Origin of the sequence: Sphingobacterium tenebrionis, assembly GCF_037126265.1 — a bacterium.
GTDB classification, from domain to species: domain Bacteria; phylum Bacteroidota; class Bacteroidia; order Sphingobacteriales; family Sphingobacteriaceae; genus Sphingobacterium; species Sphingobacterium tenebrionis.
The window spans coordinates 32,129-55,283 of the sequence record NZ_JAYLLN010000011.1 but is presented as its reverse complement, the minus strand read 5'-3'; the positions used below and the strand labels follow the sequence as shown (position 1 = coordinate 55,283).

At 40.4% G+C, this 23,155-nt stretch carries 17 protein-coding genes; 1 reads left to right on the top strand and 16 read right to left on the bottom strand.

All coding sequences use genetic code 11. From position 1 onward, the window contains the following. Nucleotides 1-4: 4 nt before the first annotated feature. The 9 genes from rpiB to VJ786_RS06455 form a co-directional block, all read right to left on the bottom strand. Complete coding sequence (gene rpiB, locus VJ786_RS06495; protein ID WP_099365909.1) at nt 5-442, bottom strand: ribose 5-phosphate isomerase B; 438 nt, start codon at nt 440-442, stop codon at nt 5-7. A gap of 27 nt (nt 443-469) precedes the next feature. After that, complete coding sequence (tatC, locus tag VJ786_RS06490; RefSeq protein ID WP_099365908.1) at nt 470-1,339, bottom strand: twin-arginine translocase subunit TatC; 870 nt, start codon at nt 1,337-1,339, stop codon at nt 470-472. 91 nt (nt 1,340-1,430) lie between these two features. Next, a complete protein-coding gene (gene accC, locus VJ786_RS06485; RefSeq protein ID WP_099365907.1) occupies nt 1,431-2,792 on the bottom strand; it encodes an acetyl-CoA carboxylase biotin carboxylase subunit in 1,362 nt (453 codons plus the stop codon). Between the two features lie 4 nt (nt 2,793-2,796). Continuing rightward, nucleotides 2,797-3,270, bottom strand: a complete 474-nt coding sequence (accB, locus tag VJ786_RS06480) for an acetyl-CoA carboxylase biotin carboxyl carrier protein (protein ID WP_099365906.1) — start codon at nt 3,268-3,270, stop codon at nt 2,797-2,799. 66 nt (nt 3,271-3,336) lie between these two features. Then, nucleotides 3,337-4,326, bottom strand: coding sequence for a beta-ketoacyl-ACP synthase III (locus tag VJ786_RS06475; RefSeq protein ID WP_336557457.1), 990 nt, complete (start codon nt 4,324-4,326; stop codon nt 3,337-3,339). Nucleotides 4,327-4,331: 5 nt separating this feature from the next. After that, entirely contained in the window at nt 4,332-5,270 is a 939-nt protein-coding gene (gene plsX / locus VJ786_RS06470) for a phosphate acyltransferase PlsX (protein WP_099365904.1), read from the bottom strand. 106 nt (nt 5,271-5,376) lie between these two features. Continuing rightward, nucleotides 5,377-5,568 (bottom strand): 50S ribosomal protein L32, encoded by a 192-nt coding sequence (gene rpmF, locus VJ786_RS06465; RefSeq protein WP_099365903.1) that lies wholly within the window; start codon nt 5,566-5,568, stop codon nt 5,377-5,379. Nucleotides 5,569-5,582: 14 nt separating this feature from the next. Continuing rightward, on the bottom strand, nt 5,583-6,125 hold the full coding sequence (locus tag VJ786_RS06460) for a YceD family protein (protein ID WP_099365902.1): 543 nt from the start codon (nt 6,123-6,125) through the stop codon (nt 5,583-5,585). Between the two features lie 74 nt (nt 6,126-6,199). Then, the gene (locus tag VJ786_RS06455; protein WP_099365901.1) at nt 6,200-6,850 is read right to left on the bottom strand and encodes an epoxyqueuosine reductase QueH; all 651 of its coding nucleotides are present in this window, start codon (nt 6,848-6,850) and stop codon (nt 6,200-6,202) included. A 123-nt stretch (nt 6,851-6,973) separates the two neighbouring features. Between VJ786_RS06455 and VJ786_RS06450 the strand changes: the two genes are divergently transcribed. Beyond that, nucleotides 6,974-8,041, top strand: a complete 1,068-nt coding sequence (locus VJ786_RS06450; RefSeq protein ID WP_099365900.1) for a hypothetical protein — start codon at nt 6,974-6,976, stop codon at nt 8,039-8,041. Here VJ786_RS06450 and VJ786_RS06445 read toward each other — a convergent pair. The 7 genes from VJ786_RS06445 to VJ786_RS06415 all read right to left on the bottom strand — a co-directional run bounded on the left by VJ786_RS06445 (nt 8,018) and on the right by VJ786_RS06415 (nt 22,964). Then, entirely contained in the window at nt 8,018-8,872 is an 855-nt protein-coding gene (locus VJ786_RS06445) for a transglutaminase-like domain-containing protein (protein ID WP_099365899.1), read from the bottom strand. The two genes, VJ786_RS06450 and VJ786_RS06445, sit on opposite strands and share 24 nt — an antisense overlap. A 36-nt stretch (nt 8,873-8,908) precedes the next feature. Continuing rightward, nucleotides 8,909-9,568 (bottom strand): ABC transporter ATP-binding protein, encoded by a 660-nt coding sequence (locus VJ786_RS06440; protein WP_099365898.1) that lies wholly within the window; start codon nt 9,566-9,568, stop codon nt 8,909-8,911. 292 nt (nt 9,569-9,860) lie between these two features. After that, entirely contained in the window at nt 9,861-12,257 is a 2,397-nt protein-coding gene (locus VJ786_RS06435; protein WP_099365897.1) for an FtsX-like permease family protein, read from the bottom strand. After that, on the bottom strand, nt 12,250-14,652 hold the full coding sequence (locus VJ786_RS06430; protein ID WP_336557456.1) for an ABC transporter permease: 2,403 nt from the start codon (nt 14,650-14,652) through the stop codon (nt 12,250-12,252). Before VJ786_RS06430 ends, VJ786_RS06435 begins: the two co-directional genes overlap by 8 nt. 459 nt (nt 14,653-15,111) lie before the next feature. Next, nucleotides 15,112-17,508, bottom strand: coding sequence for an FtsX-like permease family protein (locus tag VJ786_RS06425; RefSeq protein WP_336557455.1), 2,397 nt, complete (start codon nt 17,506-17,508; stop codon nt 15,112-15,114). 353 nt (nt 17,509-17,861) lie between these two features. Then, nucleotides 17,862-20,315 (bottom strand): FtsX-like permease family protein, encoded by a 2,454-nt coding sequence (locus tag VJ786_RS06420; RefSeq protein ID WP_099365894.1) that lies wholly within the window; start codon nt 20,313-20,315, stop codon nt 17,862-17,864. Nucleotides 20,316-20,564: 249 nt separating this feature from the next. After that, nucleotides 20,565-22,964 carry an ABC transporter permease gene (locus VJ786_RS06415; RefSeq protein WP_099365892.1) on the bottom strand — a complete coding sequence of 800 codons (2,400 nt, stop codon included), beginning with the start codon at nt 22,962-22,964 and terminating at the stop codon, nt 20,565-20,567. Nucleotides 22,965-23,155 lie beyond the last annotated feature (191 nt).

The following is a 23,155-nucleotide window of genomic DNA, read 5'->3' as shown; positions in this document are numbered from 1 at the left end:
TTGGTTATGAACAGGAAATCTTATTTACGCGGTTAGCGTGGCGGCCACCTTCAAAGTCAGTGGTCACGAATGTACGAACAATACGTTTTGCTAGATCTAGATCGATAAAACGAGCTGGGATACATACAATATTAGCATCGTTATGCTGACGAGCCAATGCAGAGATTTCTTCCAACCAGCAGATTGCTGCACGGATTCCCTGATGTTTGTTCGCCGTAATGGCAACTCCGTTTGCACTTCCACAAATTAAGATACCCAAATCGTTCTCTTTGGTCTCTACACTGCTTGCCACAGGATGAGCAAAATCTGGATAGTCTACTGAATCTGCAGTACTCGGACCAAAATCTTGAACAGTATATCCCAATTCTTCCAAAAATGGAATCAAGGCTGCTTTGTAATCTACACCGGCATGATCACTGCCAATTGCTATTTTTTTAGACATAATCTATAAGTTATGGATTTCTATAATTTATGAATTGTAAAACTCTTTTTCTTCTTGTTCTTTTCGCTTCTTCACATTTGCGGAAACCATGATACTCACCTCATACAGAATGAACATTGGAGCACTCACAGTCAGTAAGGTCAGGATATCTGCCGTAGGCGTAATGATTGCTGCGATAGTTAAAATGATTAAGATAGCATATCGACGGCTAGCACGCATGAACTCTGGGGTCATAATACCAATCTTTGATAAGATGAATATCAGGATAGGTAATAGGAAGATAATTCCACAACCTAAGGTCAGGGTTGCAATGGTCGATAACCAGTTATCCGTTGTAAAGTTGTTATGGATCTCAGGACTTAGGGTATAGTTTGCTAAGAAATTGATGGATAAGGGTACTACAATGAAATATCCAAACAATGCACCTAAGAAAAATAATATGGTGGCATAAAATACGAACCCTTGTGCTGATTTTCTTTCAATTTTGGTCAATGCTGGTTTTATAAATAACCAAACTTCAAATAGAAGATAAGGAAATCCCAAGAACAAAGCAATTAATAAAGATCCGTTAATAGTAAGCATAAATTGGGATCCAACCTCTGTGGAAATTAAATTGAAATTTAAATTCTTAACGCAGAACCCTTCCAGGTTTAGGGCATCGCCCACTTTGCACATCATTTGATACGTCCAAAATTCTGGTTTTTTAGGCCCCATAATGATGGTATCAAATAGTTGTTCGAAATAAGAAAAGGAAATTATCGCAAATATGGAAATAGCAATTACCGATCGGATGATATGCCATCTCAGAACTTCAAGGTGGTCGAAGAAAGACATTTCTGCCTCAATATTCTTTCCTTTATCCTTGATCGCCTGTATAAGTTTGATATTCTTTGACATGTAATTTTTTTACGCGTAATTTAAGTCGTAATAAACAAAAATACCATTCTTCTGCAGAAGAATGGCATCTTTTGTATTTGTAAAGTAAATTTTATACACTTTCCTCATCAGGATACTCCGTAAGATCGAAAGTTTCCATGAATTTGGTGGTAAAATTACCCGCTCTAAAGTTCGGATCATTCATTAAACGCAAGTGTAATGGGATGGTTGTCTTCACACCTTCGATCACGAATTCGCTTAATGCACGAGACATTGTATTGATTGCTTCCTCACGTGTTTGAGCCACACAGATCAATTTCGCAATCATGGAATCGTAGTTTGGTGGAATCGAATAGCCCGAATAAACATGCGTATCAACACGAACCCCATGTCCTCCTGGAGAATGGAAATTGGTGATCTTTCCTGGTGATGGACGGAAGTTGTTGAACGGATCCTCTGCATTGATACGACATTCGATCGCATGCATGGTTGGCTCATAACTTTTTCCTGAGATAGGAATGCCTGCTGCCACTTTGATCTGTTCTTTGATCAAATCGAAGTTGATCACTTCCTCTGTAACCGGGTGTTCTACCTGGATACGGGTGTTCATCTCCATAAAATAGAAGTTACGGTGTTTGTCAACCAAGAACTCGATGGTTCCTGCACCTTCATATTTTACCGCTTGCGCACCTTTGATGGCTGCTTCACCCATCTTCGCACGAAGCTCAGATGTAATGAATGGGGAAGGAGCTTCCTCAACCAATTTCTGGTGACGTCTTTGGATGGAACAGTCACGCTCTGAAAGGTGACATACTGTTCCATATTGATCTCCGATTACCTGGATTTCAATATGGCGAGGGTCTTCTACAAATTTCTCCAGGTAGATGCCGTCGTTTCCGAATGCAGCACCTGCCTCTTGACGGGCAGAATCCCAAGCAGGTTCAAATTCTTCATCTTTCCAAACAATACGCATACCACGGCCACCACCACCGGCAGTAGCTTTCAAGATGATAGGATATCCGATCTCATTGGCAATTTTGATCCCCGATTTAACATCAGGAACCAAACCATCAGAACCAGGGATAGTAGGTACTCCTGCATTCTTCATGGTTTCTTTGGCCGAAGCCTTATCGCCCATGCGTTCAATCTGTTCCGCAGTTGCACCAATAAACTTGATGCCATATTCTGCACAGATTGCCGAGAATTTCGCGTTCTCCGATAGGAAACCATATCCTGGGTGGATTGCATCTGCATTGGTCAATTCCGCTGCAGCAATAATATTTGGAATATTTAAATAAGAATCTTTACTTGCTGGAGGGCCGATACAAACTGCCTCGTCCGCAAAACGAACGTGCAAGCTGTCGCGATCGGCTGTAGAATATACAGCCACGCTCTGAATCCCCATCTCTTTACAGGTACGGATGATACGAAGCGCAATTTCCCCTCTATTGGCAATTAATATTTTTTTGAACATATTTCTAGCTAGGATCTACTAAGAATAAAGGTTGATCGTATTCAACTGGTTGCGCATCATTTACTAAGATCTTCACAATCTTACCCGATACTTCCGACTCGATTTCGTTGAATAATTTCATCGCTTCAACAATACACAATACTTTTCCAGGAGCGATTTCATCGCCAACATTCACAAAAACAGCTTTGTCTGGACCTGGAGAACGGTAGAATGTACCGATGATAGGAGATTTCACAGTAATGTATTTTGAGCTGTCATCAGCAGCTGGAGCAGCCGGTGCAGCAGCAACAGGTGCAGGAGCAGCTTGTGGTGCTGCAACAGCAGGTGCTGCGGCAGGAACAGTTGCAGTTACATAAGTAGGCTCCTGATTTGTTTTTATTGTAATTTTGAAATCTTTTTCTTCGATTGATACTTCATTCACACCTGATTTTGAAACGAACTTAATCAGATCCTGAATTTGTTTGATATCCATACTCATATGCTAGCAGGTTTTGTTTAATTATTGTAAAAATGATTAGCTATAAAGGTAATAAAATCTATTGTATTAGTATGCCCATTTCAAATAAATAGAGCCCCAGGTAAATCCACCTCCAAAAGCCGCTAATATCAAATTATCGCCTTTTTTCAGCTTGTTTTCCCATTCCCATAGACATAAAGGAATAGTTCCACTGGTTGTATTTCCATATTTTTGGATGTTCACCATCACCTTTTCCTCAGGTAGTCCAGCGCGTTCTGTTGTGGCATCAATAATGCGTTTGTTCGCTTGGTGAGGAACCAACCAGGCCACATCTTCTGAGGTCAAGTTGTTTCTTTCCATCACTTCCGCAGCAACTTCCGCCATATTGGTAACCGCAAATTTGAACACTGTTCTTCCTTCTTGGTAAGCATAATGTAAGCCTGCATCCACTGATTCATGTGAGGCAGGGTACATAGAACCTCCACCTTTGATGTTCAGGTATTGTCCACCAGATCCATCTGTTTTTAAGATAGAATCGATTACACCATTTCCTTCTTCGTTTGGTTCCAGCAAAACTGCTCCACAACCGTCTCCAAAAAGGATACAGGTATTTCTATCTTTATAATTGACTACAGCTGACATTTTATCGCCACCTACAACCAATACTTTTTTGTGCTTGCCCGACTCAATGAACTGAGCTCCGGTAGTTAATCCGAATAAAAATCCAGAACAAGCGGCTTGTAGATCGTATCCCCAAGCGTTTTTGGCGCCGATTTTATCGGCAAGGATATTGGCAGTTGCTGGAAACAACATATCTGGAGTACTTGTACAGAAGATGATCAATTCAATTTCTTCAGCAGAGATTCCTCTTTTTTCCAATAATCCTTTTACTGCTGGAACGGCAAGGTCTGATGTTGCTTTTCCTTCGTCTTTTAAGATCCTTCTTTCGCTGATACCTGTACGTGTAACGATCCACTCGTCGTTGGTATCCACCATGGTTTCCAACTCTTTGTTCGTTAGGATATAATCAGGAACATAACCATTAACAGCTGTAATAGCTGCATGAATTTTTGACATATTTCTTAATTAAAGGCAGATTTGATCCTATCCACAAAGTTGGATGCAATCATATCTCTAGACAATAAAACCATATTCTTAATGGCTTCCGGAGTTGAAATTCCATGGCCAATGATTACAGGTGCATTTACCCCCAAAATCGGGCTGCCCCCATAACGTTCATAGTTAAACCTATCGAAAAATTCATCCTTAAACCCTTTTTTCAGGGTTACCACATAGAAAGACTCTGCCAGTTTCAACACCACATTACCGGTGTAGCCATCACAGACAAATACATCTGCATGGTCGCTGAAAAGATCACGTCCTTCCGCATTTCCGATAAAATTAATGTTGTTGTTTTCTTTAAGAAGAGCGTATGAGGCAATAGTTAGGTTATTTCCTTTTTCTTCCTCTTCTCCAATATTGAGTAGTCCCACTTTTGGAGAAGAAATACCATACACATGTTCGGCATAAAGGCTTCCAAGGATGGCAAATTGGTTTAACATTTCAGGTTTACAGTCGGCATTGGCTCCAACATCCAGTAGGATTCCAAAACCGCTTTTCAACTTCGGAACATTGGTTGCAATGGCAGGTCGCAGTACCCCTGGTACAGTCTTGACGCTGAACATCGATCCGACCAACATAGCTCCTGTGTTACCTGCCGAAGAGAACGAGTCGATCTCTCCGTTTTTAAGAAGTTCAAATCCCTTTGCAATGGAGGAATTTGGCTTTTGTGTGATCGCTTTAGTAGGGTGTTCATGCATACTAATCCCTTCAGGTGCATGAACGTAGTCAAATTTGGAGGGGTCAGAACCGGCCGCTTCAATCGCTTTTCTACAGGCCTCTTCATCTCCGAACAGGACAATTCGCTGTGATTCTTCCAATACTTTCTGCGCATCAATTGCGCCTTTTATGTTCGAATCAGGTGCGAAATCTCCCCCCAACACGTCTAATCCAATCTTCATTCGTTATTATTTATAATATTCAATAATACGCAAAAAACATCCCAAGTGAAAGTGAATAATATAAAAATATTACACTTTTTTGGGATGTTTACTTAGAAAGATGTCTTTAGACAGCAGCAGTAGTCTCAACGATTAATTTACCGTTATAGTATAAATTACCGTCTACTGTATAAGCGTGGTGTGGTCTGTGAACTGCGCCAGTTTCTTTACAAACTGTCAACCCTGGAGCTTCTGCTTTATAATGCGTTCTTCTCTTGTCTCTTCTAGATTTAGAAATTTTACGTTTTGGATGTGCCATTTCGTATTTTAATTTTAGTTATTTTTAATTTTTTTCAATGCTTCCCAACGTGGGTCAATGTTTTCATTATCTCCACCTGATGAATCATCCTCGTTATTTTCGTTTTCGATCCTGCTCAACATTTCTGGGTCGCAGGAAACGCCAATACCTTGTTCCGAACATTTCGTGTATGGTGGAACCGCGACATTGATATATTCATATAACAACGGCGCAATATCCAATTCGTAATCACTTTTGGAAAGCATGATGACCTCTTCGGTATCATCGTTCCAATCTTCTTCACTGAATTTGACCAATGCACGTTCCTTGATGTGAACAGGGGAGTCGAATGTGGATAAGCAAACATCACAAGTCAGTTCAATACTTCCTTGGATATCAAAATTTGCAATCAACATATTCTCCTGTTTCTGCAAGTCGACCACTACTTTCAGGTCGCCTTTTTTCACTAGGGAATGTTCGTAACATTCAAAGAACTTCTCATCAATTTCAAAGTCAAAGCTGTGTTTACCTGTCGAAAGTCCTGAGAAAGGTATTCTATACTGTTTTAGATACTTCACAATCTTGCATTTGAGCCTGCAAAAGTAACGATTAATTAAACATAAATGAAATTTATTTTAAAAAATCCTACAGGCTATTCGTAATAATTTTTACCAAGTTCAATTTTTGGACGATCGTTGGCCATACGCCATTTGTTAGTGTCCCGCAAAGAATAAGCACAACCGCAATATTCCTGCATATAGAAACGCTCTCTTTTGCTGATTTCCAGCATTCTTTCTGAGCCGCCTTTCTTACGCCAGTTGAAAGTCCAGTAATCCATATCCGGATACCTGGAAGCCGCTCTAACACCGCAATCATTGATCTGGTCCATGTTTTTCCAACGGGAGATACCCAAGGAAGAAGAGATGACGTCAAAGCCATGGGCTGCCGCATATTCTGCCGTTTTCTCAAAACGCATGTCAAAGCACATGGTGCAACGAATGCCTTTTTCAGGTTCATTTTCCATCCCTTTGGCGAGTTCAAACCAATGGTCCACATCATAATCTGCATCTATGAATGGAATGTTGTGTTTTTCTGCAAAGCGGATGTTCTCCTCTTTCCGAAGGTCATATTCTTTTCTTGGGTGGATGTTCGGATTATAGAAATAGATAGTGAAGTCTATTTTCGAATCAATCAATGCTTCCATTACCTCGCCAGAACATGGTGCACAGCAGGAGTGAAGCAATAATTTCTTGCCTTCATTCGGAAGCGTTAGCTTCTCCCTTACAAATTCTTTCTTCTCCATGTGACAAAACTATTCTGCAATAGTACAAAAAACCAAGTATTTAATCAAATTAACACTTCTTCACATGCGCCAAGGATTGCTGAAAGGGATATTTTTATACATTTGTAATATAATAGGTTCCCGATGAAACAAAGATTACTTTACGCTTTATTTATTTTGTTAGGTTTTGGATTGATTACTTCCTGTGAAATGGATGATGATGAACCCGCTAAAAGTACGTCCATTTCTAGGTTGTATATTTCCTATTCCAATTGGAACCCGAATGTACAAGGGACACCGATCAATAACATGGCGATTGTTTCCAATGCCGATTCTACCAATTTCGGAGATGCAAGGACAACATCCTTTTACCTTACCCCATCATCAGGTGGGTCTACCATTTATTTCCACCCGGCCGCGAGAACGGTATTCCATGCGTCCTTGAATATTTCTGCTGTGGATACCATTATCCATACCGCGACCATTGGAGAGACCGGTGCACCAGCAAATAATCGTAAAATAATGAGCAAATTGCTGATGAAGCCAAGAGGGTTGGTTTTCCATCCTCATTTGGATCGATTATATACTGTTCAGGTGAATGAAGGAAGTTCCTATGTGTATGTTTTTGATAGACCACGTGGGATAAACCAGGTCGTGATTCCTGCACAGACCATCGAACTGGCTGATCAGTTGAATGCCTGGGATGCCACCATTGTGAATTCAAAATTAATCCTTAGCCGTACAGGAAAGGATGGTGGATTGGATATTTTTGATAATCTTGTTCCACGTAGAGAACCATTGATCCCGAACTTAAGCCCTTCCAAAAGCTTGAAAATTGTAGGTACTTCCAATATCCAGGGGATTTCGATCGATACGGTCAACAACATGATGGCAGTAGCCGATTATCCGGATAACAATTCGGTAGCTGGGGCAGGTAGGATCTTGATATTTGATAATTTTACTTCCTTGCTGGAGGGTTCAGAGACGATTACTCCTTCCAGAATCATCACTGGAGCAAATACAAAATTAATTAGACCATCGGATGTGGACCTGGACTTTAGAAAGGATAGTAAATATTTTTATGTGGCAGATCCGGGATCTTCTTTAGTGTATCGATTTCTGAAATCAGCGGATGGGGATGTAGCACCTGAATCCCAATTTTCTAGAGCAGGATTGAATCCAGTGAGTTTATCCCTCGACGCTCGAAATTAATTGCAGCATCAATTCCACTTCTAGTTTTTTCTCGGCATTGTCCACATGGTCATACGCAGCAATCAGGTTGCGAAGCACTCTGCGGATAATCGCTAGGTTATCACAGGGCAAGGTGTATTCATCCGATAAGGGGAGATTCAGCTGCCTTAGGAAAGCAAATATATCCTCCTCCCGCATAATCTGACCGCGGTTGAATACATTGATATAGAAGAGTACCTTATCCTGATTATCTCCATCTGCATAGGCCAGAACAAAGTGCTTCGGAAGGTTTACCCCAAAAATAGGGATATCCAATTTTTGTGCTACCAAAGCATAGATACAGGCAAGGCTGATCGGATTCCCCTTTTTGCTCTCCAAGACTTTATGGATAAAGGAATTCTGAGGATCGTGGTAATTTGTGGTATTTCCTGATAGGCCAAATTCCCTAAAAATGATATTGTTCAATAATTTCACCTTTTCTACCGGGCTCATATCGTACATCAGATGATACCAGGCATTCCGGCGTAACTCGGCCAATTGCACATACACCTGTTCATCATTCAGGTTCGGATATTGATATCTATTGATGATCAACAATCCTTCAAGAAGATCTTCTGCATTATTTAATTTCCAGAGCTGTAGGTCGTTCTTGACCTGATCAAATTGAATCTTATGAACAATGTTTTCGATTCTGCTCTGAGAGAGGGGATCAAATGAGGACTCCCAAGAGCTTTCCAAGAGCGGAATAACTTCGGGACCACAGGTGATAAGTTTGTGTTCGATTTCTCGGAAAATATCCGTGTCCGGATCGTCCAAGAGATAAATTAGTGCCTTTATTTCTTTTTCGTTCACATTGAAAATTACAAAAATAAAGGCACAACTCAAAAATTATTTCAGCTGCCCATCCAACATATGGATAATTCTTTTGCCATATTCGGCATTCTTTTCGGAGTGGGTAACCTGAATGATGGTGACACCATCATCATTTAATTGTTTAAATAATTCCATGATCTCTTCTCCTTGTTTTGAATTGAGGTTTCCGGTCGGTTCATCGGCCAGCAATAAATTGGGGGATCCTGCTAATGCCCGGGCTATACCAACGATCTGTTGTTGGCCCCCAGATAATTGGGCGGGGAATAGGTCTTTTTTACCTACGATATTGAATCGATCCAACAGATCGCTGACGATACTTTTTCGTTCAGAAGAGGAGATGTTTTTATAGATCAATGGGGTTTCGATGTTTTCATAGACTGTTAGTTCATCGATCAGGTGATAGGATTGGAAAACATAACCCATATGGGACTGGAACAGTTGGGTCCGTTTCTTCGGTTTCATGGTTAAAACATCTTCATCCATGAAGAAGTATTTTCCTTCATTAGGTCCATCCAACATCCCGATGACATTGAGTAAGGTGGATTTTCCAGAACCTGATGGCCCCATGATGGAAATGAAATCACCTTCTTGGATGGTGAGGTTGATGTCCTTTAGGATGAAGGATTTGGTGCCTGCTACACTGTACCATTTGAAAATATGTTCTAATCTTATCATGTTTAAATTTAAAATTTTAATGTTAATTTTTTGTATTGTGGTTTTTGTTCCTCTTGCATCATTGGTACTTTCGCGTCATTGCGAGGTACGAAGCAATCTAACTAACCCTGTCATCCTGAGCATCGTCGAAGGATCTGTACGGTTGGTGGTAAACGTTCAGATACTTCGACTTCGCTCAGCATGACAAAAACGAAAGATTGCTTCGTCGTGCCTCCTCGCAATGACGAACCCCACTCAACCTCTCAAACCCTTCCAATACACCCTACACAACGCCACACCCTTCCAATACCACCTATAAATCCCTCAAAGTCTTCACGGGGTTTTGCAACCCAGCCTTTATCGTCTGTAAATTCACCGTAACTAAAGTAACCACAAAAACCAACAATGCCGCCAAGCCGAAAAACCACCACGAAATCTCTATCCTATAGGCAAAATCCTCCAGCCATTTATTCGAAAAATACCATGCTATCGGACTTGCAATCAAAACCGCCAAAAATATAATCAGCACATAATCCCTATTAAACAAGTTGGAAATACTCATAATCGAAGCCCCAAGCACCTTCCTTATCCCAATCTCTTTTGTCCGTTGTTCTACGCTTTGCAATATTAAGCCAGAAACACCCAAAGCAGAAATAAAAAGCGCCATTCCTGCAAACAACAAAAACAACTGGGCCTGTTTACTTTCCTTCACATACGTTTTTTCATACAGCTCATCCACCCAATTATAGTTTAAATACCTTCCAGGATAGAACTGATCCATCACTTTCTGTACCCCTTGCATGGCCAACCTTTCCTGCCCAGGTTTTACCTTGAGTAATATCCCTGCATAGGAAGTTAATTGATGTGCACTAATTACCGTAAATCCTATTTTCTTATGGAAAGACTCACTATGAAAATCTTTTACTATCCCAACAGGTATAACCTTCAAATCACGATGTATCTGCCCCAATTCGCTAATATTCAATTTCATGGCAGTACTTTCTGTCAGCAATACCTTCTTAATTCCATCAGTTTCTTCCCCTTCCACAGCATCTGGGTCTGCTATTTCCACATAGTCCGACTCATTTAAAAACCTACCTTTCAAAAGCTCCATATTCAAAAGCTTACCCAGATCCACATCGCCATTAATATAGTTTACCTGAATTTTATGCTCCGCATTGTCGGGGTCTGGGATGAATTTTGAAAAATTTCCTGACCCGTTACTTGGTGTCCAGCCTGATACACTAACCGTTTCTATGCCAGGTAAATTTGCCAATTCGTTCTTTACAGCAGCACTTTTCTCTCCAACGCCAAAATGACCTATACCCATGACATGGTCGACATTGATTCCCAAAGATTTTTCCTGAACCAATTTCAGTTGAGATTTGATCGTAATCAAGCCAATGATTACGATCAATGAAATGGAAAATTGAGTAATGATCAATGATTTCTTGACCCATACATCAATCACCTGCGATTTACTGATTTTATTTCGTAAGGCCTCTGCGGTATTCACCCTAGAGATGATAAACGCGGGATATATGCCGACAAGCACACTCAGCAACAAAATAGTGGGAAAGTACAGGGCAAGCATAGGAATTAATTGCGCTCTAACATAAGCTAATTCATACCCTAAGAATTTTTCCAATACCGGGAGGGAAAGAAAATAGAACAACAGCGAAATACATGCAGCGATGAAAAATAGCATAATAGTTTCCTTTAATAGATTTACTATCAAGCTGCTTCGCTTTGCCCCCAATATTTTATGTAGGTTGATCTGTTTGACCCTTTTTAAGGTTTTTGCAGCAAAAATATTGATATAATTGATGCAGGAAATCAAAAGTACCAGCGCTGCAACAGCCATCAATATTTGGCTTGCTTTTTTATTCCCACTGATGTTCGTTCCATCGATAGGTTCCATATACATCGCGGTTATTGGCTGAAGTCTGAACGATGTTTTGGAAGCCATCTCTGGACCAAGGAAATTAGCATACCACTGGCTTGCTTTTTTCGCCAAAGCATCTGCATCGGTACCCACTTTTAATTTCAAAATCTGTTGGCTAAAAAAGCCCCATCCTTCCCGATTTAATGGGATTTTAGGTTTACCAGTCAGGTAGATAAATTCGGTTCGGAAAACCGAATTATAAGGCATATTATCCATAACGCCAAGGATCACATATTCCGATTTTTTGTCAGAATAGGAATCAGCAGATAAAATGGTTTTTCCTATGACATTTTCCCCTTTAAAATAGCGTTCCTTAAAAGATTTACTGATCAACAGATTTTTCTTACCTGCAACTAGGTTTTTGGCACTTCCTTCAAGAATATGCACATCCAGTAGATCAAATACATTGTTCTCCGCTTCCAAACCTTCAATTTTTATTGCAGGTTCTGCCTCGCCCTGTAAATTGAGGTAGATCTGCCCTTGGCGCATGTGTGAGGCAGCCTCAATCTCCGGAAAAGATTTTTCCAGCTCGGTACCGAGATTGACATAAGCGGTACCATTTTCATTTTCTACACCTGCGGTAGAATCGATCGTGACAATACGGTATAATTGGGAGGAATTTGTCCAAGATTTATCATAGGATTGTTCCTCAAAATAAACACTGGAAATCAGCAAACAGATCAAGAAACCAAGGGACAGACCTAGGATATTGATCCAAGTAAAAGTCCCGTTCTTTAAAATATTACGAAATATCAATCTATTCATCACGCAAACTATCTACAGGATTTGCTCTTGCGGCACGTAAAGTTTGCCAAGCAATCGTACTCCAAGCTATAAAAACGGTTATTAAAGCGGCCAATGCAAACATCCACCATTGGATGCCGATTCGGAAGGCATACATTTCCAAGTATTTGTTCATCATCCATAAAGCTATCGGTGCTGCAATCAGAAAGGCTATCCCAACCAGCTTAATAAAATCTTTGGATAATAATAGGATCAAACTGGCGATCGAGGAACCCAATACTTTCCGGATACCTATCTCTTTTACTCGTCGATTGATGGTCAATAATGCCAAGGCAAATAAGCCCATGCAGGAGATAACAATTGCGATACCAGTTCCTACCATCACAATGCCGGAGAAGCGACGATCATCCTTATACATATTCTGGGTGTTTTCATCCAGATAGGAAATAGCAACTGTTGCTTTAGGGTTCACTGTTTTCCAAATTTTTTCTACGTTGGCCAGTGTTTCCGATAAATCCTGGGTTTCAACCCGTACAAAAATATAGTCTACGGCAAATACACTTGGATTGATAGATAAAGTTAGAGATTCTACTTTTTTGCGTAGATCCTGAAAATTAAAATCATGGATTACACCGATCACCAAGGATTTTCCATTCAAATTAATCTGTGTTCCTAAAACTTTATCGATTCCACCCATCTGTTCTGCCATTTTTTTATTGAGGATGACTGAATTGGTATCCGTGGCAAAACTTCTGTCAAAATCTCTTCCGGCCAATAACTTGATATCCAGTGTTTTTAGGTAATCGTAATCTATTCGCATATAATTGGTCGTGATCTCCCGGTTGTCTTGGTTGAAACCAAACACACTTCTTCTGGAAGTACCATCATTTCCCAAACCCATATTCACATCCGATCCACTGACAGCTTTCACCCATGATTCTTTTTCTAAGGCTACCCGCATTCTGTTCAAGGCATCTTCATGGTCAATTCCACTTCCAATAGGGATACTGATCACTTCGGATTTATTATAACCCAATGGCCGATTACTGATGTAGTTCAATTGTGAACTGATGACGATGGTCGAAACGATCAATAAAATAGCTATTACAAATTGCAAAACGGTTAAGGTGTTCCTGATTCTAGAAGATTTTACCGAAGACCCGCCTTTTAAGGAATGGATGATATTGGAGTTGGCTATTTTCCATGCCGGGTAACCACCAGCAATCAAGGTAATAACTAAGAAAATACCAAGAAATATCAAGAGGTTAGTGGGTGAAAATATATCCAGGATAGTCAAACGGTAATTCATGCTGGCATTATATTCTGGCAATAGCGCCCAAGCAAGCAGGCCGCCGAACACTAGAGCAATAATGCACAATAGAAAGGCCTCGGTCCATAACTGAACCACCAAGTGTTTAATAGTTCCTCCCAATGTTTTTCGGGTACCGATTTCCTTGCTTCGCAATAAGGAATTGGCAAGGGATAAATTGATGAAATTCGAACAGGCAATGAAAACGATCAAGCCGGCAATGGTTAACAGTATCCAAGGGAAGGAGGCTGATGGCCCATTGGCAATCCCTAAATTGCTCAGATGAAAATCCGCAACCGGTATGATCTGCAAAGAAAAGTATTGCCCATCTTTGTCGGCTGTTGCACCATCCCTTTTCAGGTTTTCAATATTGCTCTTGTAATATTGCTGGGTCAATGATCTGATTTCCTTTGCGAATTTCTGTTCATTGATTTTTCCATCCTTTAGCTTAACTATCACTTCGTGATTGACATTATCCCATCGATCCTTATCGTCCTGGTAATTGGGTTTCTGCTCAAAGCGAACCAAACTAGTAAATTTTAAACTGGAATTATTCGGGGGAGTTTCAACGATGGCTGATATTGTTTTTGGAATCCAAGTGCCTTGGATGTATACTTCTACCTGTTTTCCTGTGGCATCCAGGCTTCCAAATAGTCTTTCAGCCATGGATTCATCAATGACGATATTGCCAAGATCGCTCAAAGCCTTTTGGTCTCCTTTGATGATGGGGAAACTGAGGATGGAAAGAAACTCTTCATCCACAAACTTATTGGAGGATTCAATTTCCTTGCTACCATTTCGGATGACCACATTGCCATTGGCAATTCGGGTCACTGCTTCGACATTCGGAAGTTCTTTTTTGAGCAATGGACCTAATGGAGCCGGCATGGAGGTGTTGTATTCCACCCCGCGTTCGGGTTGGCTCTTACTATATAATAATCCGATGCGATCAACATCCTTGTAGAAGGAATCGTAGGAAAGCTCAAACCTGGCCGTTAGGAAAAGGATAATGGCCGATCCCAAAGCAATCGCTAAACCCAAGATGTGGATTAAGCTTAGTGATTTGGTTTTTAGGATACTCCTCCAAGCAGTTTTTATGTTCAACATTGTTGTAGTATTTAGTATATAGTAATTAGTATTTAGTATTTAGTATTAAGACAATTGCCTTGCCAGTTGGGTATGTGGTTGATTTTTAGATTGTTGTTAGTTTGTTTTTGGGTTGATATTGTTCGATAATGAACAGTGTTTGTACGGATTTGAACGGTTTGATGATTGTATTTCCCCCGTCATTGCGAGGAGGTTTTTCCCCGTCATTGCGAGGAGGTACTTTCTGCGTCATTGCGAGGAGGTACGACGAAGCAATCTTTACCCATGTCATGGTGAGCGTAGTCGAACCATCTGTTCGTATGCATTACAGCGTACAGATCCTTCGACTACGCTCAGGATGACATGCGGGAAGATTGCTTCGTTCCTCGCAATGACGCTGGAAGATTGCTTCGTTCCTCGCAATGACGTTGCCCTCGCATTGCCCTCCCAATGGCATTGCCATCGCTCCCCCGCGCCGGCCTACTCATCCCTCAAACTATCCACCGGATTTGCCCTTGCTGCCAAATACGTTTTGGATAATAAAATAACCGTTGCTACCAACAACAAACCCATTGCTGATACCGGAAAAATCCACCAGCTGAAAGCTGTTCGATAATTGAAATCCTCCAACCATTTATTGCCAACATACCATGCTATTGGGAATGCCAGTAAACATGCAATAGCCACCAGACTCAATAAACCCTTCAATAACATCATAAGGATCTGCGAGATGGAAGCACCCAAAACCTTTCTAATACCGATCTCTTTAGTACGTTGGTTTGCTGTAAACAATCCCAATCCAAAAAGACCCAAACCAGCGATAACAATAGACAACGTAACTGCCCAGGTCAATAATTTCGACAATTGCTGTTCCTTCTTATATAATCCTTGAATCGTTTCATCTACAAATTTAAATTCGAATAGATCCGTCGGGAAAACAGCATTAAATTCTTTAGCAATCTTATCGGTTGTCCCTTTCCAAGTTTCAGGATGATTTTTATTCAATTTAATATGCATTACATACCCATCCCGGTCCCCTGCATAAAGAATTGGTCGGTTTTCAACGCGAGCATTGGTGATGTCGAAATCCTTCATGACCCCAACAATCATCATACTTTTTTTATTCAAGGTTAATCCCAAAGCCTCCTGAGGAGATTCCAACTTCAACTTTTCCAAGGCTTTCTCATTGATCAAGATCTCCTGCAGGGAATCCCGCATCATCACATTCCGGCCAGCAATCAATGGGATTCCATAAACATGAAGGTACTGGTCATCCCCACTTCTGAAATCCATATCAATGGACTCTTCCGTACTGGAATTGTCTAGCGTAATACTGGTTTTTAATTCCCCATTTAAAATAGGCGCTTGATTACCAAAACTGATACCTTGGATCTCAGGAATAGATCCCAACCTTGTTTTCAATATATTTCCTTTCTCGGAGTTCTGATAATTTCCTGGAATAAAGAACGTCAGGACAGCCTCTTTTTGAAAGCCCAGATCCTTATTGGAAATATAGGTCGTTTGTTTAACCACCAAGAATACCGCAATCAGAAACACCTGTGCCAATGCAAATTGAAAAACGGTCATTACCTTTCTTACCCAGCTACTACGTGAAAGATTACTGTTCTGGTTTACTTGATTTTTGAGGGCAAGGATAGGAGAGTAGCCTGTTAAGACCCAGGCCGGATAAAAACCTGCCAAAAGGGTTACTAGCAATAATTGTCCAACCAAAAAAGCGATTGCCAGTGGGCTTGCCAAAGCGGACAAGGATAAACCTGCGGGAATAAATCCTTCAAATGCTTTCAGCAGGATTGGTGTGAAAAGAAGGGACAGTAAGGTGGCGGTCAAAGCTATTAAAAAGGTTTCTGTTAGGAATTGTCTGGTCAATCTGGCCTTTGAACTTCCAAGTGTTTTACGAATACCTATCTCTTTGGCTCTCTCTGTAGATTGGGCAGTCGTCAAGTTGATGAAATTGATGATTCCCAAGGCCAATAAGAAGATAGCCAAAATGATCATGTTTCTTAGTGTGCCAGCTTTGGTCGCATTATAATTGAAATCACTGTTGAAATGTACATCCGATAAGGGTTGTAATTTGAAATCATCAACAAAGTTTTCCTCAAGGTTTTTATTTTTCCTATTGATGGCAATGATGGTTTTTTCAAAAGTTTCTGCGTCCACACCTGGTTTTAATTTGACCAATGCATTGGTATTATCATTGTAGCTGTTCCAGGAATCATAAGCAAAAATCGTGTTGAGAGATGAGTAGCTTGGAATAGTAGCGGTTGATAAAAATGACTGGAACTTAAAATCTGAGTTTTCGGTCATTTCTTTAACCACACCGGTTACTTGTAGATTGATCGAATCTAGAAACACGACCGTTTTTCCAAGCACTGCATCGGGGGTTTCTTTTGGAAAGAACCTTTCCAGGTTGCGTTCTGTCAATACAATGCTATTGGGTTTATTTAGGTCCTTAACATTTCCTGCTATCCAGGTATGTGGATAGAGTTCGAAGTATTTGTCATTAACAAAGGCTATTTTATTGTCCTTGAAAAATACTTTCTCTTCGCTGTTTGAAGTGGTAGGGATTTTTATTTTTTCCAAGAATGATTTGAAGATAGGCGCTATGAACTCCTTATTGGAAGCTTCTTGGTCGATGGTTTCAATCAATGGTGCTACTAGACCAGAAATCTTAAATGTTCCATCGGTGACAATGCGGTATACCCTTTCTTTATCTGGAACATGCTTATCAAAACTATAATCATATTGCACAAAGAGAAAGATAACCAGTGTGGCGCTGATACCTATCGCCAAACTGAGGACATTGATAAAGGTCATCAATTTGTTCTTTTTTATGGTTCTTATGGCTGAAGTAAGCATAATTAAGTTTTTATTAGTTAATTTTTTATTTTTTTATTCTCGCTATAACGTCATTGCGAGGAGACTATCTCGTCATTGCGAGGAGGTACGACGAAGCAATCTTTCGCCATGTCATGGTGAGCGTAGTCGAACCATCTGTTCGTATACTTAACAGCGTACAGATCCTTCGACTACGCTCAGGATGACATGCGGGAAGATTGCTTCGTTCCTCGCAATGACGCTGGCGTCGCAATGACGCGGGAAGATTGCTTCGTTCCTCGCAATGACGCTGGCCTCGCAATGACGCTGGCGTCGCTCTCCATTCCCTCGCTCTCCATACCCTCGCACTCCATTCCCTCGTTCCCCGCGGCCGGTTACTCATCCCTCAAACTATCCACCGGATTTGCCCTTGCGGCCTTAACAGCTTGATAACCTATCGTCAACATCGCCGCAAAAATCGCCAACATCCCGCCCAACAAAAACGGTAACCATGAAATCTCAATTCGATAAACAAAATCATTTAACCATTTGCTACAAGCCCAATAAATAATCGGACTTGCTATAACAAAAGCCAGCAAAATCAATTTCACGAAATCCTTAGACAGCATCCCAACTATCCCCGAAACCGATGCCCCTAACACTTTCCGAATTCCAATCTCCTTGCTCCGTTGGAAAGTACTCAACGTGGCCAATCCAAATAGCCCTAAGCAACTGATCAGGATCGCGATTCCGGTACTGATATTAGTCATCTTCGCCAATTGCTGTTCCTTTTTATAAAGCGCCAGCACCAGCTCATCGTAGAATTTATAACTGAATTCTTCCGAAGGGAAAAACTTACTCCATCTCTGCTGTATATTCTCAATAATATTCGGCCAATCCGATTTCTTAAGATTATCCAATTTGATGTTATACATTTGAAGATCCCTTTCATCATAAACCAAAGCCGTTGGTTCTATTGGAGTATAAAAATCACGGGAATGAAAATCTTTGATTACCCCAACAATAGGATACATCCTATTCGTCTGTCCTATAACTTTTCCGATTGCTTCTTCAGGCGTTTTGAATCCATAAGCCCGCACTGCAGTTTCATTGATCAACAACCCATTGGTTGTATCGGATGGAATAAGATTCGAACCGGCAATCAATTCCAGTTTATAGAAATTCAGGTAAGCGGTATCAATGGTTTTTGTGTACACAGTCCTCGCGATAGGCGCTGATTTATCCGCTGGATAATACCGCATTTCTCCCGAGGCATAATTATCCGAAAAGGGCTCTGAACCGAAAGTTACATTGGTCACTCCGGGCACTTTTCTGATTTCATCCAACAAAGCATGTTTCTTGCTTTGGAAATTTTTCGATTTATAGATTTTATAAGAGACTTGGGCAAGAATCACAGCGTCCTTGTCAAATCCAAAATCCTTTTTGACCACATAATTTAATTGTTGGCCAATAATAATGGCCCCAACGATAAATATTTGTGCAATGATGAATTGAAAAATGATTAAGCCTTTACGCAGGTTTATTTTTTCTTTTCCTACAGCAAGCAGATTTTTAGATCTAAAGATGTCAATAGGATTTACCTTGCCCATCATCCATGATGGATAAAGACCAGCGAACAAAATCGTAAAAATTAACAAGCCGCCCATTATGCCAACAAATAATGTAGGATCTGCATAGGCTTTATTGCTTTCACTGATCAGATCTCCCAAAAGATAGATTCCTAATTGGGAAACAAAGAAGGAAAGAAAGGCTGCAATCAGGACAACAAGGGCAGTTTCACACATCATCTGAAGAATAAAGGACCGTTTTGAACCACCTAATGTTTTACGAATTCCGATCTCTTTATGGCGCTGAGGCAATTGTGCTGTGCTCAGGTTGATATAGTTGATACAGGCCAATACCAATAAAAATATGCCAACACCAATTAATGAATATATAATCCGCTTACTTGTTTTGGGAACATCTCTTTCCATCATCGCTGTTGAAAAATGAGATTCAAGGAGCGGCATGGTGATTAAGGTCCGTGTAAAGTTATAATCAAGTAATTCCTTGTTTTTAATTTCAATCCATTTGGCATCCGAAAATTGTTGTACTTTCTGGACCGCTTGATGCACAATTCCTTCAGATTGGGCAGAAACATAGAGCTTATGCTGGCCATTAGTATGTGTCCAGGTCCTTAGGTTCTTATCCCGTTCTGTTTCCCTGATCAATATGAATTCCTGCCCAGTGAATTCAGTGGGATAGGAAAGGTCAGCCACAATTCCAGAAACTTCTTTTTTTAGGCTGTCATTGTAGATAATGGTTTTTCCTAGGATTTCCGCATTGGACAATTTTGGGAAATAATGCTTTGCTCTTTTTTCGGTCAGGACAACTTGATGGGGCGAGGTAAGTGCAGTCTCTTTATTACCTTCAAGCCAATTATACTCGATAAGGTTGAAATAATCTTTATCTGTTTCGATAGTAGCCGTCTCATCAAATGTGGGTTCTTCCTGTTTTTTCTCCTGACCATTTGTTGCTGGGATGGTTACAGTTTCTACAAAATACCTGAAGACAGGGACAACTTCATCCAATCCAAAATTATTGGCTTTCAAATAAAAATAGATCGGTCTGGATACACCTGAATGTAGGTCGTCCCTACCTTCCGCCTTAAAATGACTGATGATACGATAGATGCTTTCTTTCTTCGGAAGTTCCTTTTCGAAGGATAGTTCGTAACTCACATATTTATAGATCACCCAGCAGGAACTGATGCCTATGGTTAGACCTAATATATTCAAAAAGCTGAATAGCTTATTTCGAATTAATTGTCTGATCGCGTTTTTAAACATATGGTGTGATGTTTTTATGTTTTATTGTTTATTTTTTTTCGTTTTCTGCGTCATTGCGAGGAACGAAGCAATCTTCCCGCATGTCATGCTGAGCGAAGTCGAAGCATCTACATTTGGTACACGTACAGATCCTTCGACTGCGCTCAGGATGACAAAGGCGAAAGATTGCTTCGTCGTACCTCCTCGCAATGACGGCGAGAACCCCATGACGCAAAGTCCCGCAATGACGTAGCCCCTCTCCATGCTCAATTACTCATCCCTCAAACTATCAACCGGATTCGCTCTGGCGGCTTTCAAAGATTGAACTCCCATGGTAATAAAAGCAATCAGCAAAGTAGCAATAGCCGGAATACTGAACATCCACCAACTCAATTCAATCTTAAAAGCAAAATCTGTCAACCATTGATTCATAGCCCACCAAGCAATTGGTGTAGCAATAACAATAGAAATCAAAATTAACTTGATATAATCCTTTGATAATAGCCTAATAATTCCCCCAACGGTACTACCCAAAACCTTCCGAACACCGATTTCTTTCGTTCGTTGTGCAGTAGTTATGGTCACTAAGCCCACCAATCCCAAACAGCTGATCAAAATGGTAATACCAGAAGATAAATTGATGATCTTTGAAAACCGCTCCTCTTTTTCATACAGTTGCTTGATCCGATCATCATAAAACTCATAGCTAAAAGCAGTTGCTGGATAGTATTTTTCCCATTCCTTTTGAATGATTCCAATGCTAGACTTCCAAGTCGAAGGATCATTGTTTAATTTGATGGCTATATTTTGTAATTGACCACGTTTATTGGAGGCAAGGAAGGATACAGGCTCCAATGCCACATGCATACTTTTACTATGGAAATTCCCAACCACACCTGTAATCTTTCGGTCTTTATCCCAAGCATTTACTTCCTGTCCGATAGCTTCTTGCGGCGATTTATAGCCCAGATCATAGATGGCTTTTTCATTCAAAATAATTCCTGTACTGGTATCGGAGATCGTAAGTGCTCGTCCAGCGAGCAATTTCATGTCATAGACATCAAAATAGGAATCACCCACTAGCTTAAAGGGCATATTAACTTTCATTAATCCAGTATCCGAAGAGCGGTTGACAAAATTTCCCCAATGATCATTACTTAGGGGAAAATGACCTAGCGCAGCCTGTTGGATTTCCGGATATTTGTTGAGTATTTCCTTAAAGATTATGGGATTTTTTTTGCCATCTTCCTCTTTAAATGGTAAAGACAAGGTAAGTAAAGCGTTTTTATTGAACCCAAGATCACTGCTCAACATATGTTTCATCTGAAAGCCGATGATAAAGGTTGCAACCACAAATACTTGTGCAATAATAAATTGGAACACGATCAATGCTTTTCGGACAGAAATATTACCAAAAGAAAGTTTAGCATTTTTATTCACCTTCAAAACATCAATTATTTGGACTTTATTGATGAGATAGGTTGGGTAGATGCTGGAAAAAAGGGTGATCAGCAGCAGCAAGGCCAACAAAAAGAGGAAGATCAATCCAGCATGGCTGAAATTTTCTAAGTCACTTGGCAAATAATGGCTGAAAAACCGTTCGAATAACTTGGTAAGCGGCCAAGACAATAGGAGAGAGGCACTGGTAATCATCAACGTCTCTAAAAAGAAATTGACAGTTACTTGTTTCCCTTGTTGACCTAATGTTTTTCTGATGCCGATTTCCTTGGCTCTTTGGGGGATTAAAGCCGTACTAAGGTTGATATAATTAATACTGGCCAAAAGCAATAGAAATAACCCTATACCGATCATGCCATAGACCACGTTTTTATTGGTGCTGTTGGAAAGAATGGTGTTAAAATGTGCTTCAGATAGTTTTGCAAGTTGTAATTCCCCCTTCACGTTATACTCCGACCATTCCTTTTCGGTTAATTGCATGAGTTTGTTCTTTAAATGCAGGAGAACAGGCGCAATATCTTTTTCATTATTGATTTTGATAAACAGGTGATTGTTGGAATTGGAGGATGCCCAGGACTGATCTCTCCATTCTGAATCTTTGACCAGCTGGAATTCCTTGGCGGTAAAAGTACTTGGATAATTTAGGTCTTCAACAATTCCCGAAACAGCATATAAGGTCGTGTCATATAGGATTTGTTTGCCGATTATTTCATTCGGTTTGAGATTCGGGAAGTAGATTTTTGCTCTTGACTCTGTAAGCACAACCTTATCAATGGAGTTTAAGGCTTGTTTTTCATTCCCTGCCAGCCATTGGTAATTAACCATCTTAAAGTAATCAGGATGGGTACTGTATATCCTTTCATTTTCATTGAACTCAGCTTTTTCATTGCTGTTGGAATTGATGGTGATCTTTTCAAAATAGCGGTTGAACATCGGGATACTCAGTTCGACCTGTGAAAGATTGTTCTTTACATAATCCCATAGCGGAGCCGGTGTACCATCGAAGCTGTTGACCTCATTGTTGTATTCGTATTTAGAATAAACTTTATAGATCTGCTCGCGGGCAGGGTTTGGTTTATCAAAACTGAATTCATAACTCACAATTTTAAATACAATCCAACAGGCACTTATCCCGATGGCAAGACCAACGATATTCAAAATGGTGAAAAACTTGTTTTTCCATAGTTTCCGAAGGATGTGGTTTAATTTCATGGTTATTTATGTTTTGTATTTAATGTTCTATGTTTTATTAATGAGTATTTCATTGTGTTTTAGTACTTCCGCGTCATTGCGAGGAGGTACGACGAAGCAATCTTTGGACTTTGTCATCCTGAGCGCAGTCTTTTTGTCATCCTGAGCATCGTCGAAGGATCTCTACGGTTACAAACGAACAGATGCTTCGA

Excerpts from the sequence above, each read along its gene's own strand:
- tatC (WP_099365908.1), bottom strand. The coding sequence starts at position 1,339 with ATGTCAAAGAATATCAAACTTATACAGGCGATCAAGGATAAAGGAAAG.
- VJ786_RS06450 (WP_099365900.1), top strand. The coding sequence starts at position 6,974 with ATGAAACAAAGATTACTTTACGCTTTATTTATTTTGTTAGGTTTTGGA.
- VJ786_RS06425 (WP_336557455.1), bottom strand. The coding sequence starts at position 17,508 with ATGCTTACTTCAGCCATAAGAACCATAAAAAAGAACAAATTGATGACC.
- VJ786_RS06440 (WP_099365898.1), bottom strand. The coding sequence starts at position 9,568 with ATGATAAGATTAGAACATATTTTCAAATGGTACAGTGTAGCAGGCACC.
- rpmF (WP_099365903.1), bottom strand. The coding sequence starts at position 5,568 with ATGGCACATCCAAAACGTAAAATTTCTAAATCTAGAAGAGACAAGAGA.
- VJ786_RS06420 (WP_099365894.1), bottom strand. The coding sequence starts at position 20,315 with ATGTTTAAAAACGCGATCAGACAATTAATTCGAAATAAGCTATTCAGC.
- accB (WP_099365906.1), bottom strand. The coding sequence starts at position 3,270 with ATGAGTATGGATATCAAACAAATTCAGGATCTGATTAAGTTCGTTTCA.
- VJ786_RS06430 (WP_336557456.1), bottom strand. The coding sequence starts at position 14,652 with ATGTTGAACATAAAAACTGCTTGGAGGAGTATCCTAAAAACCAAATCA.
- VJ786_RS06435 (WP_099365897.1), bottom strand. The coding sequence starts at position 12,257 with ATGAATAGATTGATATTTCGTAATATTTTAAAGAACGGGACTTTTACT.
- rpiB (WP_099365909.1), bottom strand. The coding sequence starts at position 442 with ATGTCTAAAAAAATAGCAATTGGCAGTGATCATGCCGGTGTAGATTAC.
- plsX (WP_099365904.1), bottom strand. The coding sequence starts at position 5,270 with ATGAAGATTGGATTAGACGTGTTGGGGGGAGATTTCGCACCTGATTCG.
- VJ786_RS06475 (WP_336557457.1), bottom strand. The coding sequence starts at position 4,326 with ATGTCAAAAATTCATGCAGCTATTACAGCTGTTAATGGTTATGTTCCT.
- accC (WP_099365907.1), bottom strand. The coding sequence starts at position 2,792 with ATGTTCAAAAAAATATTAATTGCCAATAGAGGGGAAATTGCGCTTCGT.
- VJ786_RS06415 (WP_099365892.1), bottom strand. The coding sequence starts at position 22,964 with ATGAAATTAAACCACATCCTTCGGAAACTATGGAAAAACAAGTTTTTC.
- VJ786_RS06455 (WP_099365901.1), bottom strand. The coding sequence starts at position 6,850 with ATGGAGAAGAAAGAATTTGTAAGGGAGAAGCTAACGCTTCCGAATGAA.